Raw genomic sequence first — 15,849 nt, 5'->3', positions numbered from 1 at the left:
GACTCAGTCGCCTCCGCTCTCGTCTACGCGGCTGAGCTTGGCCATCGACTTCTCCCCATGCACGGTGATCCTCTCGGCCTGGCCGATGCGCGACGTCAGCTTGTCGAGGGTCTTGCGCATCGACTTCGCTTCCTCCTGCTGCGCCTCGATCCAGTCCCTGAGCATCTGCTGCTCGCCGCGCATGTTCTTGACGAGGCCCTGGATGCCCTCCGCCAATGACGCCATCGCGGCTGTCGTGCGCTGATTTGCGCCGCCCTCCTGGTTGAGCCGCGTGAGCTGATCCGTCAGCCGGCGCAGCTCCTCGATGGGCGGCTCTCCGGCAATGCTGACCGGCGAGGAAAACCCCGAACCGACATCGGTTACCGAGGAAAGCCAGTTTTCGAGTTCCGTATAGAAGCGGTTCTGTGCGCGTCCGGCCTGGAGGTCCAGGAACCCGACGATCAGAGATCCGGAAAGCCCGAAGAGTGAAGCGGAAAAGGCCGTTCCCATGCCGGTCAGTGGCGCGGACAAGCCGGTTTTCAAAGTGCCCAGCAAATCTTCCGTGGTGCCGCTACCGGCGTCCAGGGACTGGATGACTGTATTGATCGAACCGATCGTGCCGAGCAAACCCCAAAAGGTGCCGAGCAGGCCGAGGAAGACGAGAAGGCCCGCGATATAACGGGTTATGTCGCGCGATTCATCGAGACGCGTGGCAATGGAATCAAGGATCGAGCGCAAAGCGATCGCTGAAATGCCGGTTGTCTGTCGGCCGCCGATCAGCGCCCGCATCGGCGCGAGCAGGACCGGATCACGTCCGACCTTGTCCGCACTTCCCGCGGCACGAAACGAGTTGAACCAACGGACCTCGGGCCTCAGGCCGAGGACGTGGTTGAACGCGAGAAGAATGCCGATCAGCAGAACACCGAGGATGAGCCCATTGAGGCCCGGATTGCCGACGAAGGCTTCACGAGCCTGTCGAAAGAGAATGGCGGCGACGAAACCGACGATGATCAGGAAGATGACCATCGTCCAGAAATAGGGCATGGGACTCGAAAGCTTGTGCGGATTGTAGTTCTCCTCCACGCTCTCCCGACCGCTCCATCCGGACAGATTCAGTTTCGTCATAGGTTAGCCAAACTCCCGGGTTCTCCAGCACCGCGCGCTTCCTCAGACACGCAAGGGTTGCCGCAACGCTTTGAATTGCCGTGGCATTTCCTCGAATTCGACGTCAATTCGAGAAAATGCGTAGTCGGCGGCGGGGCGGCATCGCTCCGGCCCGGAGACTAGTGGAACTTTGCGCCAAATTGAAGGGAAAACGGAAGGGGCAGAGCGTTAATGGCTCAGCGGTTACTTTGAGCATTCGGCCCTCGGTATTCTCGTAGTGAACTGGGTGAGGTGACCGAAACAGCCGCACTCTCACATTCAAGTGCCGCCGTGACACCCAACTGCCACGTGACACTGGCCCTTTCCATTCAACCGGCATGGGCATAGGCTCCGGGTCCTGAGTTTTCCCGAGCCTCCCGGAGTTCCAGCCCCATGCGTGACCTGCACCTGCCCGGCCGTTCCGTCGTCATGGGCCGGCATGGCGCCGCCGCCACCTCGCACTTTCTTTCCACGCTCGCCGCCATCGAGATCCTGCGCTGCGGCGGCAACGCCGCCGACGCCGCTATCGCCGCCTGCGCCGTGCAATGCGTGGTCGAGCCAGGTTCGACAGGCATCGGTGGCGACAATTTCGTCCTCTTCGCCCCGGCAAGTCCCAATCTGGCGGATGCCGACAGGAAGGACGGCAAGGTCTATGGCCTTAACGGCTCGGGCCGCGCGCCCAAGGGCCTCACCGCGGAGCATCTGCTGAAGCAGGGATTGCCAGAGATCGGGCTGACCTCCGTGCATGCCGTCACCATTCCCGGTGCGGTCGATTCCTGGAGCAAGCTGAACCAACGTTTCGGCTCCATGCCGCTGGCCGATCTGCTGCAGCCCGCCATCCGCCATGCCGAGGAAGGCTTCGTGGTGACCGAGCGAGTCGCCACCGATTGGAGCCGCAATGAAGGCAAGCTGAAGGCGGACGCCAATTCCGCGCGCATGTGGTTGACAAACGGCCGCGCGCCGAAGGCCGGTGAGGTCTTCCACCAGCCCGAGCATGCGAAAGTCTTGCGCGAGATCGCCGCCAACGGCCGCGACGGCTTTTATACCGGCTGGGTCGCCGAGGACATGGTGGCCTACCTGCGCAGCCTGGGCGGCAGGCATGCGCTGGAGGATTTCGCCACGCAAGAGGCCTTCTGGGTCGAGCCGATTTCGACGACCTATCGCGGCATCGAGCTCATGGAGATACCGCCGAACGGCGTCGGCATCACAACATTGCTGATGCTCAACATCCTGAGCGGCTTCGACTTGAGCAAATATGATCCGGTCGGTATCGAACGTTTCCATATCGAGGCGGAGGCCACGAGGCTCGCCTTCCAGGCGCGCGACATGTATGTCGCCGACCCCGCCTTTGCCGATGTGCCTGTTGAGAAGCTGCTGTCGGCTGGCTTCGCCGACGAGCTGCGCGGCCGCATCGACCTGAAGAAAGCCATGCCGACGCTGGGCGCGGCCGGCGGCACCACTTATCGCGATACGGTCTATATCAGCGTGGTCGACGAAGAGGGCAATGCCTGCTCCTTCATCAACTCGCTGTTCTGGCCCTATGGCACCGGCCTGGCCAGTCCGAAGACCGGCGTGCTGCTGCAGAACCGCGGCACCGGCTTCCGCGTCGATCCTGCGCATCCCAATTGCGTGGCGCCCTGGAAGCGCCCGCTGCACACCATCATCCCGGCGATGGCAATGAAGAATGGCAAGCCTTGGCTCTGCTTTGGCGTGATGGGCGGCGGCTTCCAACCGGTCGGCCAAAGCCATGTGCTGACCAATATCCTCGACTTTGGCATGAACGTGCAGGAGGCCATCGACTGCGCCCGCGGCTTTCACCAGATGGGCCGTTTCGAGGCCGAGCGCGGCATTCGCGAGGATGCGCTGAACGGCCTCGCGGCGCTAGGCCACGAGATCAAGATGGCCGAGATGCCCCATGGCGGCGGTCAGGCGATCATGATCGACGCGGCCAGCGGGGTGCTGCAGGCTGGCTCGGATCCGCGCAAGGACGGCTGCGCGCTGGCCTACTGAAACCTATCTCGCCGCCGAGACTTCGAAGTCCAGGAAGAAGGCTGCCGTTTACTTCGCCGGAACGGGGCGATGGATCACATCGCGCAGCGCCTTGGCGATATATTCATTGCCGCAAACGACCGAACCGTCGTCGAGTGGCTTGCTGCCGCCGTCGACGTCGGTCGCCCAGCCGCCGGCTTCGCGGATGAGCAGGATGCCGGCCGCGATATCCCATGCGGCGAGGTCGCGTTCCCAGTAACCGTCATAGCGGCCTGCGGCCACGTAGGCGAGATCGAGGGAGGCGGAGCCGAAACGACGGATGCCGGCGACTTCGCCCATGACATGGCGAAGTTCGATCAGATATTTGCCATGATTGCCGCGGCCGAGATGCGGCGTGCCGGTGGCGATGACGGCATCCGACAGGTTCTTGCGGGCGCCGACGCGCAGGCGGCGGTCGTTGAGGAAAGCACCACCACCCTTCTCGGCGGTGTAGAGCTCGTCCGTTGCCGGATTGAAGACGACGGCACCGACGATTTCGCCTTGACGTTCCAGCGCGATCGAAACGGCAAAATGCGGAATGCCGTGCAGGAAGTTGGTGGTGCCGTCGAGCGGGTCGACGATCCAGCGGTGCGCTCCATCGGTTCCCTTGATCTCCTCGCCCTCTTCGCCGAGGAAGCCATAGGTCGGCCGGGCTTTGAGCAGCTCTTCGCGGATAATCCGCTCGGCCTTGCGGTCGGCCTGGGAAACATAGTCGCTCGGCCCCTTCAGCGACACCTGGAGGTTCTGCACTTCGCCAAAATCGCGTGCCAGCGACTTGCCGGCCTTGAAGGCGGCCTGGACCATGACATTGAGAAGGGCAGAACGAGCCATGTGGCGAATCCTTTGATAGCGAAGGCCGGCTGAGCCATCTCGAACCGGACATTGAACCTGTCTGACGTATCCTGCCCGAAGGCGCGCAGGGCGCGACCGAAGCTGGTCCGTCGTCAAAAAACCGAGTGAATTCACTCCGTCCGCAGGGCGTGTATCGAGAATGGGAAGCCGCGGACAAAAACCGCGGCTTCAAGACCACAAAAGCCGCGGAAGTTCAAGCGAAATAGCGTTGCCGCCGTCAAACGGACCAGCGATTACCGACTTGGCGCGCAGCCGATATCAGGAGGAGCGGAACTTGTTCGCCGCGGCAAGCGCGGATTTCTGCTGTCTTTCGTTGAGGCCCAGATAGAAGTCCTCGAGCGCATCGTCCTTGAGGCCGGCACGGCGCGACAGCACATACCACTTCGCCGCCTCGACCGGATCCGGGCGCGTGCCGATCGCATTGACATAGAGGTGCGACAGTCGGTTCTGCGCCACGACATTGCCGCTTTCCGCCGCACGCTTCATCCAGGCGAAGCCTTCTTCGAGGTTGCGGTCGCCGGCGATGCCTTCCACGAGCCAGATCGCCATGTCGAGTTGCGCCGTGTCGTAGCCGGCGCGGGCAGCGCGCTGCAGCCATTCCCGGGCACGCGTGCGCTTGTTCTCGTCTATGCCGTCGACGTTGAGATAGATCTGCGAGAGAGCATATTGTGCGTCGGCGATGCCTTGCTCGGCGGATTTCTCGTAATAGGGCATCGCCGCCTTCAGGCCCTTTTCGCCCGGCATGTCGGCAACGAGCGTTTGTCCGTAGTTGAACTGCGCCGAAGCATTGCCGAGGTCGGCCGCCTTCTTCATCAGTTCCTCGGATTTCTTCCTGTCGCGCTTGACGTGACGCCCCTCCATCAGGATCAGGGCGTATTTGAACATGGCCGCCGGATCGCCGTTATTGGCAGCCTGGCCGTACCAGAAGGCTGCCTCCTTGGCGTCGCGCGCGACACCGAGACCTTGCTCCAGGATCGATGCAACCAGCGTCTGCGCTGCTGGGTCGCCGAGCTGCGCCCGCGGCAACGCCAAGTCCATCGCCGTCAGATAGTAGCCGCGCTGGAAGGCGCCATAGGCATCGTCCACCTTTCCGGTGAACGGTTTTTCCGCCGGAAGCGCCGGCAACTGCGCGCCCATGCGATCGATAACGTTGACGCCTTCCGACGGCGTGCTGCCATCACCGGCCTTCGTCTTTTTTGCCGCGTCGGTGTCGGGCTTCTGCTGCGGAGCCGCGCCTTCCGGCGGGGCCGCACCGTTGAAGGGAGTGATCCGCCCGCGCTTTGGCGCGTTGCCCTCCTCGGCAGGCGCACCGGTGGCCGGTTGCTGGGCGCGAACCGGCATCGCCACGAGAGCGACGGCCATAAGGAGGGCTGCAGCCCGGCTGGACTTCGACGACAAACGGCTCAACATCGGATCGTCTTAATCTTCAAACCGTGGCGCTTTTTCGTCAAGCAATGCGTTGACGGCAGCGACAACCGCCGGCGCCTGCTCGGGCTCGCCGAAGACCGCAAGACGAAGAGCCACGAACTCGGCTCCCGTTTCGGCGACCGCAAGCACCGATTGCGGATCGGTACCGCCCATGACGACACAGGGAATTTCGATCATCGACGCCCACCATTCGGCGAGTGCGAGGTTTTTCGGATGCGCTTCCGGTTTGATGTCGCCGTCGGTACGGCCGAAGAAGACATAGTCCGGCCTGAGCTCGCCTATTTCGAGCGCGTGGTGGCGATCGGAGGCATTGCCTCCTCCGACGATCAGCTTCGGCGTGTGCTTCTCGATCGCGTCGCCGAGCGCATCGGCGCCGCCGGCGATATGCAGGCCATCCGCCTTGGCGCGTCCCGCGACCCGCGTGTCACCCTCGATCAGCGCCGCCGCACCCGCCTGCTGGATCACCGGCACCAGCAGTTCGGCATGCTTCTGGAACTCGGCGTCGCTAAGGCCGTACTGCGGCAGGATGACGGACGCCACGTCGCCTCCCCTCAACGCGTCGGCAAGCTGCTTCGAACGCTGCACGGCATCCGCCATGTCCGGCACGATCAGCACAAGGCGGCAGCGGTTTTCTACATTGCTCATGACATCCGTTCCTGGCGACACCTGCTTCACTGCATGATTCCTTACATCGGAGGGACAAAATCACGCAGCACTTCAAAGTGCTACAGCGATTTAGCGCGCCCAGATTGGACGCGCGGCGTTGTAGGAGCGAAAGCCGCCACTCGATTTCGTTCGGGAAAACGGATAGACGGAGATGACCAAAGGATCAACCGCCACCCATGCTTCCCGATTTCGACTTCTATCTCATCGCTGTCCCCGCAGTCCTGCTCGTTGGCCTCAGCAAGGGCGGCATGGGAGAAGCGCTTTCGTTGATGGGCGTTCCGATTCTGTCGATGGCGGTGTCGCCCGTGCAGGCGGCAGCGCTGCTGCTGCCGATCCTCATTGCCATGGACATCGTCTCCTTATGGATCTGGCGCAAACATGGCGATCGGAGGACGCTCACGATGCTGCTCCCCGGCGCGATCGCCGGCATCGCCATCGGCTGGGCAACATCGGCCTATGTGTCGCGCGACGCGCTGAGATTGATCATCGGCCTCATCACGGTGCTGTTTGTATTGCGCTATGTCTACAATGTCTGGCGTTCACGCAACGGCGTGGCGATTGCCCCGAAGCAGCACCGAGCCGGCCCGGCCGCCCTCTGGGGCTCGTTTGCCGGTTACGGCAGCTTCGTCGCCCATGCCGGCGGCCCGCCTTTTCAGATCTATGCATTGCCGCTGAAGCTCGATCCGCGTGAATATACCGGAACCATCGTGCGCTTCTTCGCCGTCCTCAATGCGGTGAAACTCATTCCCTATTTCGCCCTTGGCCAACTCGACATCAGCAACCTGAAGACATCCGCCACGCTTTTCCCGCTGGCAATGGTCGCGACCGCCTGCGGCGCCTGGATCGTCCGGCGGATGAAGCCGCAGATTTTCTATCCCTTCATGTACACGATGGCCTTTATCGCCGGATCGAGACTCGTCTGGGATGGTCTTACAAGCCTCATGTCGGGCGGCTGAGGCGTGCGGAAATTGCTGCGAAGCAACCCCATGCCGCAGCGCACAATTTTCTTGCCGCTTGCGTAGAATTCGCTTAACGTTCGGCCATGACCATCGCGGACCCCTTCGATGCCATCGCGGATCCGAACCGGCGCTACCTGCTGGAGGAACTGCGGCGCGCGCCGAAGACGGTGAACGAATTGGCCGAAGGTTTGCCAATCAGCCGTCCGGCGGTATCGCAGCACCTCAAGGCCCTGCTCGACTGCAATCTGGTGTCGGTTTCCTCCAGCGGAACGCGGCGGATCTATGCGATCCACAAGCCGGGCTTCGACAAGCTGAACCTCTGGCTCGACCAGTTCTGGTCGTAGCGATTTCCGGGAAAATTGTAACGGTTTTCCGTCGGGAGTCGCGAAAACAGAGCGCCCGGCAGAAATAGACCGGGCATCAAGCCCGGTCTATTGTTTATGCATTCCGTGATGGGATTGGTTCTTGACCTTGTTGCGTTGTCACCAAAGCAGACAACGCCTCACGAAAATACCGTTCAGAATCAGTGAGTCGAGGAACGGAGTCTTTCGATTTCGTCCTTGATGCGCAGCTTCCTCCGCTTGAGGTCGCTAATCAACTCGTCCTCGCAGGACGGTGAGTTGAGAGCTGCGTGGAGCTCCTGTTCCAGGGCGCCATGTTTTTTCTCAAGCGTTGCAAGATGAGCCTCAATGGTCATTTGGCAGTCCCTTCCTTTTGCTTGCATCCGGCAGGTAAATGCCGGATGTTTCATGGTTGAAACCTTATTACTCTGCCACGCCATTTTTCATTTGTCGAAGGCGAAATGATGACGTCGGATAACTTCCCGTCATCGCCCAAGATGTGGTAGAGCGGCGCATGAAAATTCCGGATCGCAGATCACGGCGGCCGGGCTGATGGGGATCATTTTGCATGCCGGACCAGGACCAGGCCGAACTCAGACTGACCATTGCGCGCCTGAGGCAGGAACATGAAGATTACGATGCGGCCATCAATGCGATGATCCAAACCGGTTGCGATGCACTGCGCATCCAGCGCATGAAGAAGAAGAAACTGGCCATCAAGGACAAGATCACCAAGATCGAAGACCAGATCATCCCTGATATCATCGCCTGAAGACATCATCGCCTGAAACGGATCCAGACAGACGTGACCGACACCACCACCCCGCCCGTCGCCATCATCATGGGAAGCCAGTCGGACTGGGAGACGATGAAGAACGCCGCCGACACGCTCGAGGCGCTCGACATCGCCTACGAGGCCCGCATCGTTTCCGCGCACCGCACGCCGGATCGGCTCGTGAGTTTCGCCAAGGGCGCACGTGACGAAGGTTTCAAGGTGATTATCGCCGGCGCCGGCGGTGCGGCGCACCTGCCGGGCATGTGCGCATCGATGACGCCGCTGCCGGTCTTCGGCGTTCCGGTGCAGTCGAAAGCGCTTTCCGGCCAGGACAGCCTGCTTTCGATCGTGCAGATGCCGGCCGGCATTCCCGTTGGCACGCTGGCGATCGGAAAAGCGGGAGCGATCAATGCGGCGCTGCTTGCCGCCGCCGTCCTCGCACTTGGCGACGACGACCTCGCCGATCGCCTCGACGACTGGCGCGAACAGCAGACCGTCTCGGTTGCCGAGTACCCGGTGGACGAGGCATGAAGACCATCGGCATCATTGGCGGCGGTCAGCTCGGCCGCATGCTGGCGATGGCGGCTGCCCGCCTGAACTTCCGCACCGTCATCCTCGAGCCGCAGCCGGATTGTCCCGCCGCCCAGGTCGCGAACGCGCAGATCGTCGCGCCCTACGACGACGTGCACGGGCTCGATGAGCTCGCCGCGGCCTCGGACCTCATCACGTACGAGTTCGAAAACGTACCCGTCTCCGCAGCCATAAGGCTCGCAGCCGCGCGCCCGGTCTTTCCGCCGCCGAAGGCGCTGGAAGTGGCGCAGGACCGGCTCGTCGAGAAGCGCTTCATCAATGACTGCGGCATCGCTACGGCGCGCTTTCACTCCGTCGACAGTCAAGTCGACCTGGAAATGGCACTCGCCGATTTCGGTGGCGCGGGGGTCCTGAAAACCCGCCGGCTCGGCTATGACGGCAAGGGCCAGCGCGTGTTCCGCTCGACTAAGGACGATCCAGCCGGCGCTTTCATGGCTCTGGGACAGGTGCCTCTCATCCTGGAAAGCTTCGTGTCGTTCGAGCGGGAGATTTCGATCATCGCCGCGCGCGGTCCCGACGGCAACAGCGTCTGTTTCGATCCGGCGGAAAACGTTCATCGGAACGGTATTCTCCACACCTCCACCGTGCCGGCGTCTGTGGGCTCCGCGACAGCAGACGCAGCGCGGGCCGCGGCCACGGCCATACTCGACGCGCTCGGCTATGTCGGCGTGATCGGAGTTGAGTTTTTCGTGATGGCCGATGGCAGCGTCGTCGCCAACGAAATCGCCCCGCGCGTCCACAATTCCGGCCATTGGACGGAAGCGGCCTGCGTCGTCTCGCAGTTCGAGCAGCACATCCGCGCGATCGCGGGCCTGCCGCTAGGCGACCCTTCGCGTCATTCGGACTGCGTGATGCGAAATCTCATCGGCGACGAAATTGCCGAGGTGGCGGGCTTGCTTGCCGAAAGCAACGTGCTGGTTCACCTCTACGGCAAGGCCGAGGCACGCGCCGGCCGCAAGATGGGCCATTTCACCCGGCTGCGCTGAGGGGAAGCCCACAGATTTGCGCTGTGCGGCGGTAAAATCCCCTGCCTTGCGGTTGACACAATAGGGGCGACACGGTATGTGCCTGCCTACTTGGAGCGCGCTGAATGGCGCGCTTTTGATTGTTAGAGATTACCGGGCGAATTTTCGTTCCCCGAAACCTGCGGATCAGAAAAATGAAGATCAAGAATTCGCTCAAGTCGCTGAAGACCCGTCACCGCGAAAACCGTCTGGTTCGTCGCAAGGGCCGCGTCTACATCATCAACAAGTCGAACCCTCGCTTCAAGGCTCGTCAGGGCTGAGGGTCCCGGGCAGCGGCCGAATTGCCCTGCCTGATTGGCGGTTCGCCCTTGGTGATCCCCCATATTTGATTTGATCTTGTTCCATGGCGGGCTACGATGTCCGCCATGCGTATTTTTGTGACCACGATTCTGGCATGTCTTGCCACGCTCACCGTCTCCCCAGGAGCCGACAATTCACTCCGGGCGGCGGAACCCTCGCCGCAAGCGGAAACGGCAAACCTCACGACGCCGAAACAACGTCTTGATTCTCTGTTCGCCGACCTGAAGAAGGAACGCGACGAAAGCAGGGCGCGGCAGGTGGCGGAACGCATCCGTCTGGAATGGCAGGAATCCGGCAGCGCTACGGTGAACCTCCTGATGCAATGGGCCGACAAGGCGATCACCGACGACAAGCAGCCCGTCGCGCTCGACATCCTCGACCAGGTGATCGTTCTTGCCCCGAATTATGTTGAAGGCTGGAACCGCCGCGCCACCCTGCACTATCAAATGGGCAACTACCGCAAGTCGATGTCCGACATAAATCGCGTGCTCGCGATCGAGCCACGGCATTTCGGCGCCCTTGCGGGCATGGCAACCATGCTCGCTGCCGCCGGCAAGGACGAGTTGGCGATGCGGGCCTGGCAACAGTTCCTCGACATCTACCCTTCGGATCGAAAGGCGCAGGAACAGCTTGGCGAGTTGGCGGAGAAGCTCGCGGGCAGCCGGACCTGAGCTGAAACGGATGTATTGTGTGAGCGCTTCGCTACGCAAGCTGCGTGCAGCACGGCCCCGCTTCGCGGGGGCGGCGCGCAAACGGCCGTCCCGGGATTGCTTCCGAAGGCACATGCGGTAGAAACTGGACTTTCTCAAGCGCAATTTTGGGGAAGACCGATCCGATCATGCTCGCCGCGCTACTGCTACTCGCTACCCTGATAATCGCCAGCGTCGGCTACAGTATCTGGCAAGCGCGCAGCATATCCGCACGCTTTCCGAATCAGGGCGAACTCGTCGATGTCGGCGGCTTCCGCATGAACTGCATTCACGTCGCCGCGCCCAGCGGTGCCGATCTACCGCCTGTCGTCTTCATCCACGGTGCCGGCGGTAATCTGCTCGACCAGATGCATGCCTTCAGGCCGGCGCTGGAAGGGCGGGCGGAGCTGCTTTTCGTCGACCGGCCGGGACACGGTTATTCAGAGCGGGGCGGAGCCGTCAATGGCTGGCCCGACGGTCAGGCGGATGCGATCTCGAAACTGATGGAGCGTCGTGGCATCGATCGTGCCATCATTGTCGGACATTCCTTCGGCGGCGCGATTGCCGCAAGTTTCGCGCTTCATCACCCCGAGCGAACCGCAGGCGTCGTTCTTCTCGCACCGGCGACGCATCCCTGGCCTGGCGGAATCGACTGGTACGTCACATTGACGAAGCTGCCTTGCCTTGGCTGGCTCTTCGCCCACACCGTCGCGACGCCGCTCGGCCTGCGCCTCATCGACAGCAGTACGCTCTCGATCTTCTCACCCAACACGCGACCCGTGGATTACATAAACAAGACCGCTCCGCATCTGGTGCTACGGCCGATGACCTTTCGGCACAACGCAATCGACATTGCCAACCTGCACGCCTACGTGACGCGTGTCTCTCCGCGCTATGGCGAGATCGCGGCACCGACCGTCATCATCACCGGCGACAGCGACGCCATCGTTCTTGCCGATATCCATGCGCGCGGCCTTGCGCGCGATATTGCCGGCTCGGAACTGTTGTGGATCGGCAATCTCGGGCACAAGCCGGACTACGTGGTGACCGACGTCATCGTTGCTGCGATCGAGAAGCTGGCGGGCAAGCCGCTCGATCTGCAGGAGGTAGCGCGGCAGGCCGAAGCCCGCCTCGCCGCCACAGCGCCGCGCGTCTTGTCAGACGCTCAAAGGACGCTGTAGCGCTTTGAATTGCTGCATGTTTTCTCCTTAAACCGGCTACGATTTAACGACACATGCAGTAGCAATGCTCCAATGCAGGAAAAGTCTTATACGCCGGTGAGCCCGTCCGAGCCGATATAGGCGATGCGCAGCATGTTGGTCGCGCCCGGCGTTCCGAGCGGCACGCCGGCGGAGATGATGATACGGTCGCCCGGCCTTCCGAAGCCCTCCGACGCGACGATCCGGCAGGCCCGGTTGACCATATCGTCGAGATCGGTTGCATCTTCGGTCACGACGCAGTGCAGGCCCCAGACGACCGAAAGGCGCCTTGCGGTCTCGACGATCGGCGAAAGCGCGATAACCGGCACTTGCGGCCGCTCGCGTGCGGCGCGCAGGCCCGTTGCACCTGACGACGTATAAGTGACGATCGCCGCCAGCTTCAACGTTTCCGCGATCTGGTGAGCGGCGAGAGAAATGGCGTCGGCGCCGGTCGCCTCCGGCGGCGTGCGCTGTGCATAGATGATGCCGGGGTAATGCGGGTCGCGTTCGACGTTGCTCGCGATTGAGGCCATGGTCGAAACCGCCTCGATCGGGTACTCGCCGGAGGCGGACTCGGCCGAAAGCATGACCGCATCGGCACCTTCGAACACGGCCGTGGCCACGTCGGACACTTCAGCGCGGGTCGGAACCGGCGATGAAATCATCGACTCCAGCATCTGGGTCGCAACGACGACAGGCTTGCCGGCACGCCGACAGGCGCGCGTCAGCTGCTTCTGCAGGCCAGGAACGGACTCGAGCGGCATCTCCACACCGAGGTCGCCGCGCGCCACCATCAGCGCGTCCGAAAGCTCGATGATCTCGTCGATGCGCTCGATCGCTTGCGGCTTTTCGATCTTCGACATCAGGCCAACACGGCCGCGGGCAACCTTGCGGACCTCGGCGAGGTCTTCCGGCCTCTGGATGAAGGAGAGCGCCACCCAGTCGACCTGCCCTGTCGCCAGCACGGCGTCGAGATCGACGCGGTCCTTCTCCGTCAGCGCGCCGACGCCGAGCAGCGTGTCGGGCAGGCTCACGCCCTTGCGGTCCGATATCTTCGTCCCGGAGACAACGGTCGTGACAATGCTCTTGCCGTCCGTCTTCTCGGCCCTGAGGTGCAGCTTGCCGTCGTCGATCAGCAGGCGGTCGCCAGGTTTCACCGCCTCGAGAATTTCCGGATGCGGTAGATAGACGCGGGTGTTGTCGCCGGGGATCTCCTTGTTGTCGAGGGTGAACGTCTGGCCGATCTTGAGCTCGATCTTGCCCTCGGCAAATTTGCCGACGCGCAGCTTCGGACCCTGCAGATCGGCGAGAATACCGATCGGCCGGCCGCACCGGGCTTCCACGTTGCGGATCTTCTCGATCATCGAGCGCATGACATCATGGCTCGCGTGGCTCATGTTGATACGGAACAGATCGGCCCCCGCCTCGTGCAGCTTCTGGATCATCTGCTCGTCGGACGACGCCGGTCCGAGTGTGGCGAGGATTTTGACTTTTCTGTTCCGCTTCATCAATTCTGGCTTTCCTGCGTGCCGGGCGTATCGGAAAGCTGAACCATCCAGCTGCCCTGCCGCCCCGTGTCATATTCCTTGAATCCCATCCGCTGGAAGCCGCGTGCGAAGCAGTCCTGCACGCCGGTGATCTTGAACTCGTTCTCGGCGACGCACATGTTGACGTCGCCGGTCCAGCGACCGCCGCGCACCGCATCTTCCGCGTAGAGATAGTAGTATCTGGATTGCAGCTCACCCTCGATCAGGGTCGCGCAGGTCGTCGCCGGCACCTGCCACCAGCCTTCCGTCACCCAGCCTTCCTTGGCGCGGTAACCGATCGCCACGCCAACCAGGGTTTGCGTGCCGTTGCAGACACGAAAATCGGCACGAGCCTCGTCGGCGAAGATAAACGAACCAGAGATTGCCAATAAAAACAGGAGGGCGGCCCAGAACGTTCCCAGGGCCGGTTTCGCTTTGGAAAAAGGATGTCTAGACACGGCTTCCAACGGAACTCCGTTTTGATTTGCGTGGCACTTTCTTGCGACGACCAGCCCCGAAAGTCAACGCAACCCTAATCGATTATAATTGGCATTCTGGTGACAGAAGGTGGAAGAGTTTCGCCTTTTTCTTGCGAATAGCGGTTGCGCATGCGATCACGAGCCGGCGTTGGCAGATCGAGCAGGAGCGGCATGCAGCACTATTCCCCTTACGAGATCGTTGAAGGCAATCCGGCGAATGGTCTCGTTCTTCTAGCCGACCACGCCATGAATCGCCTTCCACCGGAATACGGAAGGCTAGGACTTCCGGAAAGCGCCTTCGCCCGTCACATCGCCTATGACATCGGCGTCGAGCCGCTTACCAGGGAATTGGCCGCCGCACTCGATGCGCCGGCCGTGCTCGGTTGCTTCTCGCGGCTGCTGATCGATCCGAACCGCGGCGAGGACGACCCGACGCTGATCATGAAGATCTCCGACGGCGCGATCATCCCCGGCAATCATCCGATCACGGACGAGGAATGGGAGAACAGGCTAAACCGCTTCCATCGCCCCTACCACCGAGCCGTGTCCGAGACCATCGCGCGGGCCGCCGCGGCGGGAGGAAAGGCGCCGCTGGTGATCTCGCTTCATTCCTTCACGCCGACCTGGAAGGGTATCGCCCGCCCGTGGCATGCCGCGGTGCTCTGGGACAACGACCCGCGCGCGGTGTTTCCGCTGATAGAGCGGCTTGAAGCAGCGGGCGATATCGTCGTCGGCAACAATGAGCCCTATGATGGGGCACTGCGCGGCGATACCATGTACCGGCATTGCATGACGCCGGGCATCGCCCACGCTCTGATAGAGATCCGCCAGGACCTGATCGCCGACGCGACTGACGTTGCCGCCTGGGCTCGGCGTCTCGTCCCCGTCCTGGCGGAACTCAACAGCTTGCCGATGCTGCATGACTATCAGCGGCACCCCTCGCGCACGGGCGCCTATGACGGCTGACCACTGCATGCCTCCTTAAATCGCAGCCGATTTAAGGATAAAACATGCACTAATTCAAAGTGCTACAGCGTCCTTTACGCATCCGATAAGACGCACGGGCGCTGTCAGAGGAGACCCTATGATGACGGAACTCAGCCAGGATCAGCAAACCGCTTTCGAAGCCGCGGCCTTCCGGCGGCTAGTGGCGCATCTGCGCGAACGCAGTGACGTTCAGAACATCGATCTCATGAATCTCGCCGGCTTCTGCCGCAACTGCCTGTCCAACTGGTACCGGGAAGCGGCTGAAGCCTCCGGCATTGAGATGAGCAAGGAGGAATCGCGCGAGGCCATCTACGGCATGCCTTATGAAGAGTGGCGCGCGCAGCATCAAACGGACGCATCCGCCGAGCAAAAGCTCGCCTTCGAGCGCAACCGGCCGAAGGAATAAGCTCTCCATAATTCCACTTGGGCTGGCGGCGCGGTGGAGGCGGAAAACGCGTCGTATTTTCCGGGATCGTGCTCCGGGAAATCGCGCCGATGTTGCGCAATCGCCCTTGACCTCGGCTGCGGTTCGCGGCAGGTCACAGCACCCAAGAAATTCATCCCCACATAAGGAGAAGATCATGTCGGATGCTCACGGCGTCGCACGCGACCAGCTTCGCGCTTTCATCGAACGGATCGAACGGCTGGAAGAGGAAAAGAAGACCATCGCCGACGACATCAAGGATGTCTATGGCGAGGCAAAGTCGATGGGCTTCGACACCAAGATCTTGCGCAAGGTCATTTCCATCCGCAAGCAGGACCATGACGAGCGCATGGAACAGGAAGCGATCCTCGACACCTATCTGCAGGCGCTGGGCATGGTTCCCGCAGCCGAAGACGCAGCATAAGTACGCCGCCGGATTCCAACAAAATGCCCGCCGG

The 15,849-nt window shown here is 61.9% G+C and carries 18 protein-coding genes and 1 pseudogene; 12 read left to right on the top strand and 7 right to left on the bottom strand.

What is annotated here, in order from left to right; genetic code table 11:
• Positions 1-3: 3 nt before the first annotated feature.
• The gene (locus QN224_RS23440) at positions 4-1,104 is read right to left on the bottom strand and encodes a MotA/TolQ/ExbB proton channel family protein (protein WP_269281489.1); all 1,101 of its coding nucleotides are present in this window, start codon (positions 1,102-1,104) and stop codon (positions 4-6) included.
• 411 nt (positions 1,105-1,515) lie between these two features.
• Between QN224_RS23440 and ggt the strand changes: the two genes are divergently transcribed.
• Positions 1,516-3,132: a gamma-glutamyltransferase gene (gene ggt / locus QN224_RS23435; protein WP_283978574.1), complete on the top strand. Its 1,617-nt coding sequence runs from the start codon at positions 1,516-1,518 to the stop codon at positions 3,130-3,132.
• Between the two features lie 48 nt (positions 3,133-3,180).
• On the opposite strand, the gene QN224_RS23430 is transcribed toward ggt, so the two are convergent.
• The 3 genes from QN224_RS23430 to QN224_RS23420 all read right to left on the bottom strand — a co-directional run bounded on the left by QN224_RS23430 (position 3,181) and on the right by QN224_RS23420 (position 6,075).
• On the bottom strand, positions 3,181-3,981 hold the full coding sequence (locus tag QN224_RS23430) for an inositol monophosphatase family protein (protein WP_173509156.1): 801 nt from the start codon (positions 3,979-3,981) through the stop codon (positions 3,181-3,183).
• A gap of 279 nt (positions 3,982-4,260) precedes the next feature.
• On the bottom strand, positions 4,261-5,412 hold the full coding sequence (locus QN224_RS23425) for a tetratricopeptide repeat protein (RefSeq protein ID WP_283978573.1): 1,152 nt from the start codon (positions 5,410-5,412) through the stop codon (positions 4,261-4,263).
• A gap of 9 nt (positions 5,413-5,421) precedes the next feature.
• On the bottom strand, positions 5,422-6,075 hold the full coding sequence (locus tag QN224_RS23420) for a thiamine phosphate synthase (RefSeq protein ID WP_173509154.1): 654 nt from the start codon (positions 6,073-6,075) through the stop codon (positions 5,422-5,424).
• 197 nt (positions 6,076-6,272) lie between these two features.
• On the opposite strand from QN224_RS23420, the gene QN224_RS23415 reads away from it, so the two are divergent.
• Both QN224_RS23415 and QN224_RS23410 read left to right on the top strand, forming a co-directional pair.
• Entirely contained in the window at positions 6,273-7,052 is a 780-nt protein-coding gene (locus QN224_RS23415) for a sulfite exporter TauE/SafE family protein (RefSeq protein WP_283978572.1), read from the top strand.
• An 86-nt stretch (positions 7,053-7,138) separates the two neighbouring features.
• Positions 7,139-7,399 (top strand): metalloregulator ArsR/SmtB family transcription factor, encoded by a 261-nt coding sequence (locus tag QN224_RS23410; RefSeq protein ID WP_153436425.1) that lies wholly within the window; start codon positions 7,139-7,141, stop codon positions 7,397-7,399.
• A 179-nt stretch (positions 7,400-7,578) separates the two neighbouring features.
• Here the strand turns inward: QN224_RS23410 and QN224_RS23405 are convergent, their stop codons facing one another.
• A complete protein-coding gene (locus QN224_RS23405; RefSeq protein WP_173510145.1) occupies positions 7,579-7,752 on the bottom strand; it encodes a YdcH family protein in 174 nt (57 codons plus the stop codon).
• Between the two features lie 212 nt (positions 7,753-7,964).
• Here QN224_RS23405 and QN224_RS23400 point away from each other — a divergent pair, with 212 nt between their 5' ends.
• From QN224_RS23400 to QN224_RS23375, 6 genes are all read left to right on the top strand, one after another.
• A complete protein-coding gene (locus tag QN224_RS23400) occupies positions 7,965-8,168 on the top strand; it encodes a YdcH family protein (RefSeq protein WP_012066888.1) in 204 nt (67 codons plus the stop codon).
• 69 nt (positions 8,169-8,237) lie between these two features.
• Positions 8,238-8,702 (top strand): 5-(carboxyamino)imidazole ribonucleotide mutase, encoded by a 465-nt coding sequence (gene purE / locus QN224_RS23395; protein WP_173510144.1) that lies wholly within the window; start codon positions 8,238-8,240, stop codon positions 8,700-8,702.
• Entirely contained in the window at positions 8,699-9,748 is a 1,050-nt protein-coding gene (locus tag QN224_RS23390; RefSeq protein ID WP_283978571.1) for a 5-(carboxyamino)imidazole ribonucleotide synthase, read from the top strand. The genes purE and QN224_RS23390 overlap by 4 nt, the downstream gene beginning before the upstream one ends.
• Before the next feature lie 173 nt (positions 9,749-9,921).
• Positions 9,922-10,047 (top strand): type B 50S ribosomal protein L36, encoded by a 126-nt coding sequence (gene ykgO, locus QN224_RS23385; RefSeq protein WP_012709334.1) that lies wholly within the window; start codon positions 9,922-9,924, stop codon positions 10,045-10,047.
• A 96-nt stretch (positions 10,048-10,143) separates the two neighbouring features.
• Positions 10,144-10,758 carry a tetratricopeptide repeat protein gene (locus tag QN224_RS23380; RefSeq protein ID WP_173509151.1) on the top strand — a complete coding sequence of 205 codons (615 nt, stop codon included), beginning with the start codon at positions 10,144-10,146 and terminating at the stop codon, positions 10,756-10,758.
• 167 nt (positions 10,759-10,925) lie between these two features.
• The gene (locus QN224_RS23375) at positions 10,926-11,957 is read left to right on the top strand and encodes an alpha/beta hydrolase (protein WP_283978570.1); all 1,032 of its coding nucleotides are present in this window, start codon (positions 10,926-10,928) and stop codon (positions 11,955-11,957) included.
• Between the two features lie 86 nt (positions 11,958-12,043).
• Here the strand turns inward: QN224_RS23375 and pyk are convergent, their stop codons facing one another.
• Both pyk and QN224_RS23365 read right to left on the bottom strand, forming a co-directional pair.
• The gene (gene pyk / locus QN224_RS23370; RefSeq protein ID WP_283978569.1) at positions 12,044-13,483 is read right to left on the bottom strand and encodes a pyruvate kinase; all 1,440 of its coding nucleotides are present in this window, start codon (positions 13,481-13,483) and stop codon (positions 12,044-12,046) included.
• Positions 13,483-13,863: pseudogene (locus QN224_RS23365) on the bottom strand (DUF1036 domain-containing protein); the annotation flags it as partial. The gene pyk and the pseudogene QN224_RS23365, both read right to left, overlap by 1 nt.
• A 288-nt stretch (positions 13,864-14,151) precedes the next feature.
• Here QN224_RS23365 and QN224_RS23360 point away from each other — a divergent pair.
• The 3 genes from QN224_RS23360 to QN224_RS23350 all read left to right on the top strand — a co-directional run bounded on the left by QN224_RS23360 (position 14,152) and on the right by QN224_RS23350 (position 15,815).
• Positions 14,152-14,946: an N-formylglutamate amidohydrolase gene (locus tag QN224_RS23360; RefSeq protein WP_283978568.1), complete on the top strand. Its 795-nt coding sequence runs from the start codon at positions 14,152-14,154 to the stop codon at positions 14,944-14,946.
• Positions 14,947-15,067: 121 nt separating this feature from the next.
• A complete protein-coding gene (locus QN224_RS23355) occupies positions 15,068-15,373 on the top strand; it encodes a DUF1244 domain-containing protein (protein ID WP_173509147.1) in 306 nt (101 codons plus the stop codon).
• 175 nt (positions 15,374-15,548) lie between these two features.
• Entirely contained in the window at positions 15,549-15,815 is a 267-nt protein-coding gene (locus QN224_RS23350) for a DUF2312 domain-containing protein (RefSeq protein ID WP_173509146.1), read from the top strand.
• The last annotated feature ends 34 nt before the right edge of the window (positions 15,816-15,849 follow it).

It is taken from the genome of Sinorhizobium sp. 7-81, from assembly GCF_030124405.1.
Lineage (GTDB): Bacteria > Pseudomonadota > Alphaproteobacteria > Rhizobiales > Rhizobiaceae > Sinorhizobium > Sinorhizobium psoraleae.
Note: the sequence above shows the minus strand (reverse complement) of the source record. Positions and strands in the feature narration are given on the sequence as shown.

Excerpts from the sequence above, each read along its gene's own strand:
- QN224_RS23440 (WP_269281489.1), bottom strand. The coding sequence starts at position 1,104 with ATGACGAAACTGAATCTGTCCGGATGGAGCGGTCGGGAGAGCGTGGAG.
- ggt (WP_283978574.1), top strand. The coding sequence starts at position 1,516 with ATGCGTGACCTGCACCTGCCCGGCCGTTCCGTCGTCATGGGCCGGCAT.
- QN224_RS23430 (WP_173509156.1), bottom strand. The coding sequence starts at position 3,981 with ATGGCTCGTTCTGCCCTTCTCAATGTCATGGTCCAGGCCGCCTTCAAG.
- QN224_RS23425 (WP_283978573.1), bottom strand. The coding sequence starts at position 5,412 with ATGTTGAGCCGTTTGTCGTCGAAGTCCAGCCGGGCTGCAGCCCTCCTT.
- QN224_RS23420 (WP_173509154.1), bottom strand. The coding sequence starts at position 6,075 with ATGAGCAATGTAGAAAACCGCTGCCGCCTTGTGCTGATCGTGCCGGAC.
- QN224_RS23415 (WP_283978572.1), top strand. The coding sequence starts at position 6,273 with ATGCTTCCCGATTTCGACTTCTATCTCATCGCTGTCCCCGCAGTCCTG.
- QN224_RS23410 (WP_153436425.1), top strand. The coding sequence starts at position 7,139 with ATGACCATCGCGGACCCCTTCGATGCCATCGCGGATCCGAACCGGCGC.
- QN224_RS23405 (WP_173510145.1), bottom strand. The coding sequence starts at position 7,752 with ATGACCATTGAGGCTCATCTTGCAACGCTTGAGAAAAAACATGGCGCC.
- QN224_RS23400 (WP_012066888.1), top strand. The coding sequence starts at position 7,965 with ATGCCGGACCAGGACCAGGCCGAACTCAGACTGACCATTGCGCGCCTG.
- purE (WP_173510144.1), top strand. The coding sequence starts at position 8,238 with ATGGGAAGCCAGTCGGACTGGGAGACGATGAAGAACGCCGCCGACACG.
- QN224_RS23390 (WP_283978571.1), top strand. The coding sequence starts at position 8,699 with ATGAAGACCATCGGCATCATTGGCGGCGGTCAGCTCGGCCGCATGCTG.
- ykgO (WP_012709334.1), top strand. The coding sequence starts at position 9,922 with ATGAAGATCAAGAATTCGCTCAAGTCGCTGAAGACCCGTCACCGCGAA.
- QN224_RS23380 (WP_173509151.1), top strand. The coding sequence starts at position 10,144 with ATGTCCGCCATGCGTATTTTTGTGACCACGATTCTGGCATGTCTTGCC.
- QN224_RS23375 (WP_283978570.1), top strand. The coding sequence starts at position 10,926 with ATGCTCGCCGCGCTACTGCTACTCGCTACCCTGATAATCGCCAGCGTC.
- pyk (WP_283978569.1), bottom strand. The coding sequence starts at position 13,483 with ATGAAGCGGAACAGAAAAGTCAAAATCCTCGCCACACTCGGACCGGCG.
- QN224_RS23360 (WP_283978568.1), top strand. The coding sequence starts at position 14,152 with ATGCAGCACTATTCCCCTTACGAGATCGTTGAAGGCAATCCGGCGAAT.
- QN224_RS23355 (WP_173509147.1), top strand. The coding sequence starts at position 15,068 with ATGACGGAACTCAGCCAGGATCAGCAAACCGCTTTCGAAGCCGCGGCC.
- QN224_RS23350 (WP_173509146.1), top strand. The coding sequence starts at position 15,549 with ATGTCGGATGCTCACGGCGTCGCACGCGACCAGCTTCGCGCTTTCATC.